This window comes from Myroides phaeus (genome assembly GCF_900099675.1).
GTDB lineage: Bacteria > Bacteroidota > Bacteroidia > Flavobacteriales > Flavobacteriaceae > Flavobacterium > Flavobacterium phaeum.
Genome location: NZ_FNDQ01000001.1, coordinates 92,118 through 105,354 on the forward strand (window position 1 = coordinate 92,118; position 13,237 = coordinate 105,354).

The following is a 13,237-nucleotide window of genomic DNA, read 5'->3' on the forward strand; positions in this document are numbered from 1 at the left end:
TCGTCTTGTTTTATATTCTATTAAAGAACGTTTAATACTTGTTCTTTAATTTTTTCTAACTCGTCTTTCATTCTTACTACAAACTTCTGCATTTCAGCATGATTTGATTTTGAACCCATCGTATTAATCTCACGTCCCATTTCCTGAGCAATGAATCCTAATTTACGACCATTCGCTTCAGCTCCTTCTAATGTTTCAATAAAGTAATCTAAATGTTTAGACAAACGCACCTTCTCTTCTGTAATATCCATTTTCTCAAGATAGTAAATCACCTCTTGCTCAAAACGATTCTCATCAATTGTCAATTGCAATTCAGCTAAGTTAGAACGTAAACGTTCTTTAACAGTTAAGATACGCTCACTATCAAGAACAGCTACTTCATTCATATACTCACGAATATTAGCAACTCTTTTTCTAAAGTCAGCTTCTAATGACCCTCCTTCACTAATACGAAATTCTTTCATATTACTAATGGCTTCTTTTATTACTTTTTCAATCTCTGTCCACTCATTCTCATCTAATTCCACACGTTCTACTTTCAATGCATCTGGCATACGAACAGCCATTTTCATCAATTCTGTTGCATCTCCATTTGGAATAATTTCTTTCATTTGATTGATATATGAAAGTACAATCGGGCCATTAATCTTGTTTGAAGTTTCTTCTGCTGTGATCTCGCAAAACAATGAAAAGTCAACCTTCCCTCTTTCTAACTCTTGTGCAATTATGTTGCGTAGAGGAAGTTCTTTCTCTCTATAAGTTTGAGGTAAACGTACATTTAAGTCTAAACTTTTACTGTTAAGTGATTTTACTTCAACTGTGATTTTTTTTGTTGGTAACTGCAAACTCGCTTTACCAAACCCTGTCATCGAATGTATCATATTCTAAAAAATAATAGGTGCAAAGGTAAGAAAAACAACACTAACTAACTTATAAATAGGACAAAATACTACTGTTTTAAACCTAATTAAACACAACTTAAAGTAATTATCATAAAATAATCTACCTTTTTTTAATGAGTAATCTTAATACTATATTCCTCAAACTAAAAATACGCAAACAAAAAAAGGAGAGTTTAAGCTCTCCTTTTTTAATAAGTACCAAAATCATGATATTCAAAAAATAAATATCTACCAGATTCCAAAAACATCTTTATTATCTGTATAAGTAAATTTAAGCTCTGACTTTTTAGTCTGATCAACTAATACTCCAAAGATCATATACGTACCATCTTTATTATCTTTAATTTCAATTCTCGTGTTTTTAGTATCATCAGCTACAAAATAAGCCTCTTTCCCTTTGTCATCAATATCAACCCAAGCTGTTCCTTCAAAATTTGCCTCTCCATTAGCATCTTTTTTGTGCTTTCCTATATAATACATCATATCTGTTAATCCTGTACCATTCGTAAAAAAGGGTGTCACAACTCCAAAAGGTACTTTAAATCTATTTTTATCTTTTGCTTTACCTAAAGGATAACTTGTATAAACCCAAAGTAAAATATCAATTTGTCCTTTACTTCCATTTTCTTTCATCGCATCACTTGATAAAATTATATTAGTTCTATAATAACCTGATGCATCATCTAATTCATCATACTTTAAAAAACCATCTTTTAACACTAAGACATCGTCTACAACTTTTTCTAAAGTCTTAAATGTTACTTTCTTTAAAACTACAGCTTTACTTTTAACCAGTCCTACAACAGCAATTTCATACTCTGTATTTGCCTCTAAATCTCCAAGAATAACTTCTTGTTTTTCTTGTACTGGCAATTCTTTTCCTTCTTTTAAAACTTCTGCCTCTCCCAAAGATCCTTTTTCTTTAGGAGCATATAGGTACATTATCTTTTCAATGTTTTTTGCAACCACTGTAACACTTGCCTGAACTTCTTCAGTTTTTGTCACTTCTAACTCTACTAAAGCAGTAGCATTTCCTGTATCTACTATAACCTCTTTATTATTATCGTCACTTGAACAACTTACAAAAGCACTTGTAATTATTGCCAAGAACATTACCATCATTTTATTTTTCATTATTCTATATTTGGTTTTAATTTGTATTTTAAACTAGCTAATTAGTATGGAGTTACAGAAACATTTCCTTTGTAAACTCCTTTAAACTCCTCATCATTATCGCGAAAAATATCTATAGTGATTGTATAATTATTCTTTTCTTTTTCAACAACAATAGTTCCCAATTCTAAATCTGTGATTTCTTTCCCTGTCTTTAAATTTTTAATTGAATAATGTCCTACTGTTCCATCTGTTGCTTCATCACTATCCCAAGCAGCATAAAAATATTTTCCTATTGGTAATGTTCTTAAATCTTCTGACAGTGAACCTATTTCGAAATTTGCTTCCCACTCACTATTTTTTAAAGTCATAACATAAATAGAAATCCATCCTGCATTTTCAGACATAACCTCAATAGTTTGAAAATTAATCCTTCCATCAGCAGATACTTCTGCAACTTTCGTTTTAATTTCAGATTCAACTATTTTATTTACTCCTAACTCAGACTCAACAACAGCATATATTTTATAATCGGTATTAGATGAAAGTTTTTCGAATTTAAATGTAGATTCTCCTTTTAAATTATCAATCTTCTTGCCTTTACTTTTTATCTGTTCTGCAGTTGGTTTTTCGCTTGAGGGAACAACAATACAACTTCCTCCTATCCCATTTTCTGTTACAATTTTAAAACTTACTGATTCAGAAGTACTCATTATATCAGAAATTACAAGTGACACTTCTTTCTTAATTTCTTCTAAAGTTGAAATTAAAACAGGTTCCTTCAAAGCAACATAATTTCCTTCTTTTGTTTTAGCAGCAGCAGCTATAACATATTCTGTTGCACTGTGTAATTCTTTTAAAACAACAATTTCAGAGGCAGTTTTATATACACTACCTTCTTTAAATATTTTCTCAGCTGTAATAATTGGTAATACTCCTTTAGTTTGATTAACATCGACGAAATAAGCCATTTCAACGGCCCCCTTTGATTCAAGAGAAAATTGAATCTCATTCACAGAAACATCTTTGACTTCAATAGACACAGAAGATTCAACTCCTACCTCAGGCTTTTCAATAATTGAAGGAGCTACGATACTATTATCATCGCTTGAACAACCAACTACTACAGACATAGAAGTTAAAACTGTCATAGCTGCAAAAACATTACGAATACTTTTTTTCATATTTTATATTTGTTTTGATTAACCTATCTATCACCTCTCTTGTTTTATAAATATTTTAACAAAAATAGGCGCCGCCAAAAAAACACATATCAATGTTTATTTTACAAATAAATACTAAAAACAAACAATAGTTCATTTTTAACACATACAAATATGATTATTATTATTTAAATAGAAAAGAACGAAATTTAAATTTATTAATTTTATCTTAAAATAAACAATTTAAAATTAACAAAATCTGAGAATTAAGCACGAATATTGGTTACCTAAAAAAGAAAAGACCTCATCTCTGCACCCTCTATGTATCATCTAAAATGCTTTATTTTCTCGTGGAAGGATTCAGCAAAAGCGTTCGTACTTCTATCATTTAAGTAATTAATAGTTTCTAAATAATGTATTTCGAAAGTCTTTAAAATGGTATTAGAGAAGTATGATTAACATAATTAAACCAATGAGCTATTTTAGAAATAGATACTTGTTCTTTCTTTTTGATCTTCAGTCCAATTATATTGACTTTTGTATAGTAGATGACTAGACCTAGCTAGTAATTGTTTCTTAGTATCTCGATTAACTAAAAGAATAGACTTTAAAATACTGTTATTACTAGCTTCTTTTATACTTGTTTTGGACAAGTACCACACAACTACCACACAACTACCACACAACTACCAGACACCTTCGGTAAAAAGGCTTTTTTCCGAGCCTATGTGGTACTTGACTGGTAAATGCCTCGAACATGGTCTGTTTAAAACTATGCTTTGATATGTTCTGTATTACAAGTACAATCCAATGCATTATATTTTAAATCTTCGTTTATTTTGTTTCATATAAAAAAGTGATGTTTATGCTTAGTCCCCAACTTTTTCGTCTGATCCTTTAAATCTTAAGAAAAAACAATGGATAAATACATATTAAACAAAAAAAGGAGAGCTAAGCTCTCCTTTTTTATTTCATTCCTACTCTATTTTCAGTTTCATTACGTTCATAGGAACTAACCAAAACAACCATAACTGAGAATATAACTTCCTTTGTCCTTATTAGACCACCACAATCTACAAAGTCAGTATTGTATTCAATATTGTAATGAAACCTACAGAATTAAATTTTTCAAACCTTAAAAAACAAAAAACAAACCACTTTAATCTCTCCTCATTTAATTTAATTCACAATACACTCAAAAAACACTTGTATTTTCTTTTCTTTTTAAAAAGGATTCATAGCAATTCTTCCCTTTTCGTATACTTAAGACACATAGTAACGTAAAAAGTCACACCTTATTTAAACATTTCTTTATTTTTTTTCACAAACACCTAATATTAAGAACATTATATATAAAAAAATATTTCATTTAAAGCAGTTAGTACTCTAAATAACACTTTTACTCCTTACATTATTCCATTTTATTTCTTTCAAAAAGTATTTTCATAAGAGATTAGATAACTAAACCTCTTTTTATTCCAATAAAAAAAGTCGACAATACAAATAATGCAATGTCGACTTTGATATTATATACTTAAAAGGTTGCTTATAACGCAGCTTTCTTCTTTGCTTTTTCAATTACTTTAGCACTGTTTCCAACAAAAATTTCATCTCCAATGAAAATAACAGGTCTACTTAAAAAAGTATAGTGCTCTAATAGTAAATCTTTATAGTCTTCCTCTTGTAGATTTTTACTTTTCAACTCTCTATTCTTGTACAATTGTGAACGTTTATTAAAAAGCAATTCATAACTTCCTACTTTTACATACATTTCCTCTAACTGTTCAGCTGTAATTGGATCCTTTTTAATCTCTTGTAATTCAAAAGTATCAATCGCTGGCATTTCGCTCAAAATGCGTTTACAAGTACTACATGTACTTAAATAATATATTTTTTTCATCTAAATATCTTTAACTTTAATTATGTGTACAGGACATACTTTCTCAGCCTGTTCACAGCTATCTAAGATAGTATAATCTGGCGATTTTAAAGTATGAAACCCCTTATTGTTTACAGACTTCAACAAAACTGTTTTCCCGTCCTTTTTAGACATCTGAAATTGCTTTGGTGCTACCTCAACACAATAATTACAACCGATACATTTATCTCTTTGTAAAGTAACAACAATCATTATGCCTCTACTATTTTGTATAACTTATCTGACAAGCGAATACGGAACGGCAATTTAAACGTACAATCATCTCCTTTAGTCGCTTTATCTGTTGGTTGCTCATTCACATACATCTCGTCAATAACTAACTCCTGCGCTCCCGTGCTTGGACCTGTAATCAAGATTCTATCACCTATTTTAATATCATATGCCTCAATCTTAAACTCACCAATAGACGCTTTCTGGAAGTAGTGCATTGCTTTACCTACATACACTTTCTTTTGAGTAGCGTTACTTCCTGGATTATCACTCCACTCTCCTAACTTTTGTCCTAAGTAATATCCACTCCAGAATCCGCGGTTATAAACCGTTTCTAAAGCTTTCATCCACTCAGCAACTTTCTCTTGTGAGTATGTTCCTTCAGCAACTGCATCAATAGCCTCTCTATACGTACGAACAACTGTTGCAACGTACTCTGGAGCCCTACCTCTACCTTCTATCTTCAACACTTTCGTTCCTGCATCAATCACTTGATCTAAGAAATCTAATGTACACAAGTCTTTTGGAGACATCATATACTCATTGTCAATCTCTATTTCAAATCCAGTTTCTTGATCAATTACAGTATATTTCTTTCGGCAATTTTGCTTACATGCACCTCTATTTGCTGATGAGTTATGTGAGTGTAAACTCAAATAACACTTTCCTGAAACAGCCATACACAAAGCACCGTGACCAAAAATCTCAATCTCAACCAAGTTTCCAGACGGACCTTTTATTTGTTCGCGCTCAATTCCTTCTGTAATCATTTTTACTTGACGTAAACTCAACTCACGAGAAAGAACTACCGTATCGGCAAATAAACTATAAAACTTAACAGTTTCAATATTCGTAACGTTTAATTGCGTAGAAATATGAACTTCTAAACCTATTGCTCTTGCAGAAGCAATTACCGCTTGATCAGAAGCAATTACCGCAGTTAATCCTGCTTCTTTTGCTCTGTTCAACAACGTTTTTACAACCGACAAATCGTGATCGTAAATAATGGTATTTAAAGTCAAATAAGTACGAATGTTTTTCTCGTTACAACGTCTTGCAATTTCTTCCAAGTCGTCAATCGAGAAATTAACTGTTGAACGTGCACGCATATTCAATTGGTCAACCCCAAAGTATACTGAATCTGCTCCGTTATCAATTGCTGCTTGCAATGATTCGAAGTTTCCAGCTGGAGCCATTAACTCAATTCTTCCTGAAACTGTCATATCTATTTTATTAGTCTATTATTTTAAATAATTGATCGTTTTTACGAACTCTGAAGCTAAGCTCCATTGTCATTCTATCACCCTCTTTTGCTACAGTAGCTTCTTGTCCATTAACCATAATCTTAACAACAGTTAAACGCTCATCTCCTGTAGTAGGTCCAACGATAGCAATCTTATCGCCAACTTGAATTTCTTTACTCATTTCAAATTGACCAACTCCTGCTTTAGTAAAGTAATGTTGAACTACTCCTACTAAAACTTTGCGTTCTACTTGCTTCTTGCGAATCTGAGTAACAGTACTTACTTTAACAGCTTTTATCTCATCAAACACATTTCGTTCCTTTTGGAACTTTAATGATTCTGAACGTCCCTTTTTGAAAATCAAGTTACCTTTCTGAACTCCTTGACGTAAACGTTTTTGTTCGTCTTCTGGTAATTGAATAATATCTAAACATTCGTCAGAACAACAACCATGCATTTTTTCAGCACACTCATCACATTGAATAAACAATAAATGGCATGCCTCATTCGCACAGTTTACGTGTGTATCACATGGTTTACCACATTGGTGACAGTTAGCAATTACATCATCTGTAATACGTTCTCCTAAACGGTGATCGAATACAAAGTTTTTTCCGATGAATTTACTATCTAAACCTTCTGCTTTTACCTGACGTGTATATTCAATAATACCACCTTCTAATTGGTAAACATTTTTAAAACCGTGGTGTTTAAAATAAGCAGACGCTTTCTCACAACGAATACCACCTGTACAATACATCAATAAGTTTTTCTCTTCTTTGATGTCGTTTAATTCGTCTTTAATTTTTGGCAATGACTCACGGAAAGTATCAACATCCGGAGTTATTGCACCAACAAAGTGGCCAACTTCACTCTCATAATGATTTCTGAAATCAACAACTACCGTATTTGGATCAGCAAGCATTTCATTAAACTCTTTTGCTTTTAAATGAATTCCCTTATTAGTAACATCGAATGTGTCATCATTTAATCCGTCTGCAACAATCTTGTTTCTAACCTTTACAGTTAACTTTAAGAAAGACAAATCATCTTGCTCTACGGCAACATTCAAACGAATTCCTTTCATAAAATCGTATTGTTCTAATGTATCTCTAAAAGCGTCAAATTTAGAAGCAGGGACAGACATTTGAGCGTTGATTCCTTCGTGTGCAACGTAAGTACGTCCTAAAGCATCAAGGGCATTCCAAGCAAGGAATAAATCGTCTCTAAATTGTTGTGGGTCTTGTATTTTTGCGTACGCATAGAAAGATAAAGTCAAACGGTTTTCTCCCGCTTGCTCAATAAGTTCAGCTCTTTCTTCTGCGCTTAATGTGTTATACAGTTGCATGCTATATAATTTAAGTGTAGAATTATTACTATGTTTTTGAAATCCTAAATGGAAGAATTTCCGTGCAAAGATAATACTTTGATTTAAAAGTATTAACCTATTTTTCGTCTTAGTGTGTAGTAAGGATTATTTATTCAAATTACTACTTATCAACAACATATATAATACTTCCTACCTATTATACCTCCTACTTCTAAAATGATTCGACCTATCTAAGCCATTGTACAGCAATAATAGGATTATACAGGTTTCAATACTATCATAAACAATATGCATCATAGTGAACCCAATATGTACACATACTCTTTCCATACTTTTTATGAGAGCGCTATGGGAACATCCTGCATATGAGCAACAAAAAAGCCGAGTTTTACTCGGCTTTGAACACTATAATTTCATCTTGTAATCTGTAAATACTTTACCTTTTACAATCTTGTCTAATTTCTTACTAATCAATTTCTTTGTTAAAGAACTTAATCGATCAACAAAAAGAACTCCTCTTGTATGATCATACTCGTGTTGAATGATACGAGCAGTAGTTCCGTAAAACGTTTTAGTTTGTGGTTTAAACTCACGATCAAAATATTCGATAGTAATAGACCACGGACGATTAACTCGTTTAAAGACGTCAGGAATACTTAAACAACCTTCAATATCATCCCAAGTTTCATCAGACTTACCAATAATACGCGCGTTGATAAATGTCTCCTTTATCCCTGTATCTCCATTTACAAAATTTATCTTGCGCTCTTGATCATCAGCATTTTCAAACATAACCACACTATCCACAACAAACAACTGAATTGTCTTGTCAATTTGCGGAGCTGCTAAACCACAACCATCTGCATTTTGCATTGTCTCCCACATATTATCAACTAATTGATTCAATTCTGGATAATCTGCCGTTACTTCAGTACAATCTTCTTTCAGTGCTTTATTTCCGTATGCTACTATAGATAATTTCATTGTTACTTATTTTAATACAAAGGTCTTACAAATTATAATTCAAACAAGATTATATCCCTTAGATTTTTTAGTTTTTCTACTCTTAAGTGTGTTCATAGATATAAAAAAAATATTTTTTTAGAATATTTTTTTTATATCTATATATCTAATAATCAAACTATAAAACCCAATCAATAAGATATAATATTAAAAAACAAACAAAATAAGAAATTGCGATAGCAAATAGCAAGGCTTCTATTGCTATAATTTATAGCATAATACTATAAAGCTCTTGGTGAGTTAATAAATTATATTACTTTTACATCAGTAAGAACGTATTTTTTTAAAAAATGAGCGCAGATAAAGAAGCCAAATTAAAAGCGTTACAATTAACGCTTGATAAGTTAGACAAGACTTACGGAAAAGGAACAGTAATGAAATTGGGAGATACAGCAGTTGAAGAAGTAGAGGTAATCTCTTCTGGTTCACTGGGAATTGACCTTGCATTGGGTGTTAATGGATATCCTAAAGGACGAATTATCGAAATTTACGGACCTGAGTCTTCAGGTAAAACAACGTTGACTTTACACGCAATTGCAGAAGCTCAAAAAGCTGGTGGAATTGCTGCATTTATCGATGCTGAGCACGCATTTGACCGTTTTTATGCTCAAAAATTAGGCGTTGATATTGACAACTTAATCATATCTCAGCCAGATAATGGGGAACAAGCTTTAGAAATTGCTGAAAACTTAATCCGTTCTGGTGCTATTGACTTAGTTGTAGTCGATTCTGTTGCAGCATTAACACCGAAAAGTGAAATTGAAGGCGAAATGGGAGATTCTAAAATGGGATTACACGCTCGTTTAATGTCTCAAGCTTTAAGAAAGCTAACTTCTACAATTAGCAAAACAAACTGTACTGTATTTTTTATTAACCAATTACGTGAGAAAATCGGTGTTATGTTTGGTAACCCTGAAACTACAACTGGAGGTAATGCACTTAAATTCTACGCTTCTGTACGTTTAGACATCCGCAGATCTACTCAAATTAAAGACGGTGAAAATGTTATTGGTAACAGAACAAAAGTGAAGATAGTTAAGAACAAAGTTGCTCCTCCTTTCCGTACTGCAGAGTTTGATATTATGTATGGTGAAGGGGTTTCTAAAGTAGGCGAAATATTAGACTTAGCTGTTGATTATGAAATAGTTAAAAAAAGTGGTTCTTGGTTTAGCTACGGAGATACTAAATTAGGTCAAGGTCGTGATGCTGTAAAATCATTAATCAAGGATAATCCTGAATTAATGGAAGAACTTGAAATAAAAATCAAAGAAGAAATTAAGAGTAGAGAAGCTTAATTGACTTGATATAATTACAAGGCCGATTCTTTTGAGAGTCGGCCTTTTTTTATGCTCTTTTTCTAAAAAATACAGACATAATAAATTGCTTTTACTCTCCTTGTTAAAGAATAAAAAAACAATTGTAGTAAGTTTGTATTCTTCAAATAACAAAACAAACTAAATGAAACTAAAACTATTCGCATTGCTATTAACTATTGTCTCTTTGACAAGCTGTAGTAACATGCTAAAAAATCAAGATTTCTACCTTTCTAATCCTACAGAAAAGGAAATAACTGTTACTATAGATGAGCAAACTTATGCTTTAGCAGCAAACTCTTTTGAAGTCGTGAAAGTAAAGCCGGGTATTCATACACTGAATTATGAAGGAAAGACATCAGAGTTCAACGTATTTACAGATAATACAGGTGGGATAATAAACCCTACTCTTGCTCCACATTATATATTCTCAATGATCTATGCCAAAGAAGGTAGCTTTGACCGTTTTAAAAGTACTGAGCGTAAAGTAGTCATTGATGGTATCTTATATGAGGACAATATCAAGTCGACAAATGCACTGTATATCGACAATAATCTATACAGATGTAAATATATGTTAGGTGAAGCTTATCCTAAAGAAATGGTCACTAACAACAAAAATAATGAGGGTAACTTTTTCAATAAATTCTTTACAAAAGGTGAATTTATTAGCTTCCTTAGTGAAGAGGCTTCTGAAGAACACAAAGACTTCCATGAAAAGAATAAACAAGTAAATGGAGAAAACACCATAACAGAAGTAAGTGAAAGAACATTGAATATTCCCAACTTCACAGATAAAAACCTGCAAGACTTATTTCAAAAACAGTATGATTTAGTACTTGAATATAGAAAAAGTGAAGATCCTAAACGTCAAAAAGAGATTCTAAAAGAATTGTTTGACTTGTCAATGTCTAAAGCTAAAATGAATATCAACTATAGCGCTTTAGGAGTGGAACAAAATGAACGTATGAACGAATTCACAACGCAAAGTAGTAATATCTACGGAGCAGGAATAATCGAGTTATAAGTTACTAAGAAGAATAAAAAGAAGCGGCTATGTGTTGTTTACACATAGCCGCTTCTTTTTTATAGTTTTGCTTTTACTTCTCTTTCCCAGTTTTCAACTGGTCCTAAAATCATTTGAAAAGCGTGTTCCTTAACTTCATTACGACTTTCTAATGTTAATCCGGTCGTATTGATAACTTCCAACATTTTTACTGGCACTTTCCCAGGATATCCAATCCCCCATACAAATGGAAAAAAGTGTCTTAATTTACCTAATGCAAATGATGCAATTGGTATTTGATGTTCAATAGCCAAACGGAAAGCACCATCTTTAAAACGATCTAAAATAATAGAGCGGTCATCTGTAACTCCTCCCTCTGGAAAAATACAAATACTCAACCCCTTACTCAATTTCTCTTGTGCGCTCTGAAACACTTGAAAGCGACTCTTAGCATCTGCTCTATCAACTAAAATACACGTCTTGCGATAGAAGTATCCGAAAATGGGAATATTAGCTAATTCTTTCTTTCCTACAAATACAAACGGATTATCCTTAACCAGAATATACATCATCATAATATCCAACATTGAGGTATGATTAGCTATAAACATATAACTATTTCCCTTTTCTAAAGGTTGATATTCTTCCACATTATAACGCATTCCAATACCATAAAAAGTAAGCTTAGCCCAAATGCGAGCAACCTTATAAAAAGAAGAATAACTATTCTCAAAATGAATAGTTACCAATAATAATGGCGATAAAATTATAATTACTAAGGTCATCCAGATATAAAACCACACACGCCATAGTACACTAAAAAAACTTTTAATTACTTTCATAACTAATTCCAGAACTCTATATCTCTTACTTCTCCCAAAAATAAGGATTTATCAATGTCAATGACACTTAAACACTAAAAAACAAATCATATAAGTCTTAAATGCTTTATCTTTGCTACTTATACAAAATATAATATCACGCAATGGCTAAAATTCTTACAGGAGTTCAAAGCACAGGAACTCCACACTTAGGGAACCTTTTAGGAGCTATTTTACCAGCAGTAGAAATGGCGAATAACAAGGAGAATGATTCTTTTCTTTTTATTGCGAATTTACATTCGGCAACTCAAATTAAAGATGCAAAAACATTACAAGAAAATACCTATAGTGTTGCGGCTACTTGGCTTGCTTGTGGTTTAGATGTTAATCATGTAACTTTTTACCGCCAGTCAGATGTACCGCAAACGACTGAGCTTACTTGGTACTTAAGTTGTTTCTTTCCATATCAACGATTAACATTAGCGCATTCGTTTAAAGATAAAGCATCTGTTTTATCTGATGTTAATGCTGGGTTATTTTACTATCCTATGTTAATGGCTGCAGATATCTTATTATATGATGCAGAATTTGTACCTGTAGGGAAAGACCAGTTACAACACTTAGAAATTACAAGAGATGTAGCTTCAAGATTTAATAACCAAATGGGAGAAACTTTTGTTTTACCAGAGGCTAAAATATCTGAAACAGTTATGATTGTTCCGGGTACTGATGGTCAAAAAATGAGTAAATCAAGAAACAATACAATTAATCTTTTCCAAACTGATAAAGCTTTGAGAAAACAAGTTATGGGTATTGAAACAGATAGTACTCCACTTGAAGATCCTAAGAATCCCGATACTTGTAACGTATTTACTATCTACAAATTATTAGCTACACCTGAGCAAATCGATGCAATGAGAGCTAATTATGAAGGAGGAAATTACGGGTACGGACACGCAAAACAAGCGTTATACGAATTAATTGTTGAGAAGTTTAAAGATGTTCGTGAGAAGTACGAATATTATATGAACAACTTAGAAGAAGTTGATGCATTACTTTTTAAAGGAGCAGAAAAAGCTTCTGTAATCGCTACAAAAACTTTAAATAAAGTACGCGAAAAATTAGGTTATAACACACCAAGATAAAACGTAAAGAGCTACTAAATCAGTAGCT

General features: G+C 32.1%; 13 protein-coding genes. 3 read left to right on the forward strand and 10 right to left on the reverse strand.

Annotated features, from left to right (window positions below):
- Nucleotides 1-20: 20 nt before the first annotated feature.
- The 9 genes from BLT46_RS00370 to def form a co-directional block, all read right to left on the reverse strand.
- Nucleotides 21-869, reverse strand: coding sequence for a YicC/YloC family endoribonuclease (locus BLT46_RS00370; RefSeq protein ID WP_090404475.1), 849 nt, complete (start codon nucleotides 867-869; stop codon nucleotides 21-23).
- A 261-nt stretch (nucleotides 870-1,130) separates the two neighbouring features.
- Nucleotides 1,131-2,036 carry a hypothetical protein gene (locus tag BLT46_RS00375; RefSeq protein WP_090404477.1) on the reverse strand — a complete coding sequence of 302 codons (906 nt, stop codon included), beginning with the start codon at nucleotides 2,034-2,036 and terminating at the stop codon, nucleotides 1,131-1,133.
- Nucleotides 2,037-2,077: 41 nt separating this feature from the next.
- Nucleotides 2,078-3,199: a hypothetical protein gene (locus BLT46_RS00380; RefSeq protein ID WP_143021844.1), complete on the reverse strand. Its 1,122-nt coding sequence runs from the start codon at nucleotides 3,197-3,199 to the stop codon at nucleotides 2,078-2,080.
- Between the two features lie 305 nt (nucleotides 3,200-3,504).
- The gene (locus BLT46_RS13315; RefSeq protein ID WP_143021846.1) at nucleotides 3,505-3,615 is read right to left on the reverse strand and encodes a transposase; all 111 of its coding nucleotides are present in this window, start codon (nucleotides 3,613-3,615) and stop codon (nucleotides 3,505-3,507) included.
- A gap of 1,109 nt (nucleotides 3,616-4,724) precedes the next feature.
- Nucleotides 4,725-5,078, reverse strand: coding sequence for an arsenate reductase family protein (locus BLT46_RS00385; protein ID WP_090404481.1), 354 nt, complete (start codon nucleotides 5,076-5,078; stop codon nucleotides 4,725-4,727).
- Nucleotides 5,079-5,309, reverse strand: a complete 231-nt coding sequence (locus BLT46_RS00390) for a ferredoxin (RefSeq protein ID WP_090404483.1) — start codon at nucleotides 5,307-5,309, stop codon at nucleotides 5,079-5,081.
- On the reverse strand, nucleotides 5,309-6,550 hold the full coding sequence (locus tag BLT46_RS00395) for a peptidase U32 family protein (RefSeq protein ID WP_090404486.1): 1,242 nt from the start codon (nucleotides 6,548-6,550) through the stop codon (nucleotides 5,309-5,311). The genes BLT46_RS00390 and BLT46_RS00395 overlap by 1 nt, the downstream gene beginning before the upstream one ends.
- A 10-nt stretch (nucleotides 6,551-6,560) precedes the next feature.
- Nucleotides 6,561-7,919 carry an oxygen-dependent tRNA uridine(34) hydroxylase TrhO gene (gene trhO / locus BLT46_RS00400; RefSeq protein ID WP_090404489.1) on the reverse strand — a complete coding sequence of 453 codons (1,359 nt, stop codon included), beginning with the start codon at nucleotides 7,917-7,919 and terminating at the stop codon, nucleotides 6,561-6,563.
- A gap of 387 nt (nucleotides 7,920-8,306) precedes the next feature.
- Nucleotides 8,307-8,885: a peptide deformylase gene (gene def / locus BLT46_RS00405; RefSeq protein ID WP_090404492.1), complete on the reverse strand. Its 579-nt coding sequence runs from the start codon at nucleotides 8,883-8,885 to the stop codon at nucleotides 8,307-8,309.
- A 329-nt stretch (nucleotides 8,886-9,214) separates the two neighbouring features.
- Between def and recA the strand changes: the two genes are divergently transcribed.
- Entirely contained in the window at nucleotides 9,215-10,219 is a 1,005-nt protein-coding gene (gene recA / locus BLT46_RS00410) for a recombinase RecA (protein WP_090404494.1), read from the forward strand.
- A gap of 163 nt (nucleotides 10,220-10,382) precedes the next feature.
- The gene (locus tag BLT46_RS00415; RefSeq protein ID WP_090404498.1) at nucleotides 10,383-11,264 is read left to right on the forward strand and encodes a hypothetical protein; all 882 of its coding nucleotides are present in this window, start codon (nucleotides 10,383-10,385) and stop codon (nucleotides 11,262-11,264) included.
- 59 nt (nucleotides 11,265-11,323) lie between these two features.
- Here BLT46_RS00415 and BLT46_RS00420 read toward each other — a convergent pair whose 3' ends face one another.
- Nucleotides 11,324-12,085: a lysophospholipid acyltransferase family protein gene (locus BLT46_RS00420; protein ID WP_090404501.1), complete on the reverse strand. Its 762-nt coding sequence runs from the start codon at nucleotides 12,083-12,085 to the stop codon at nucleotides 11,324-11,326.
- A gap of 143 nt (nucleotides 12,086-12,228) precedes the next feature.
- On the opposite strand from BLT46_RS00420, the gene trpS reads away from it, so the two are divergent.
- Entirely contained in the window at nucleotides 12,229-13,209 is a 981-nt protein-coding gene (trpS, locus tag BLT46_RS00425; protein ID WP_090404504.1) for a tryptophan--tRNA ligase, read from the forward strand.
- Nucleotides 13,210-13,237 lie beyond the last annotated feature (28 nt).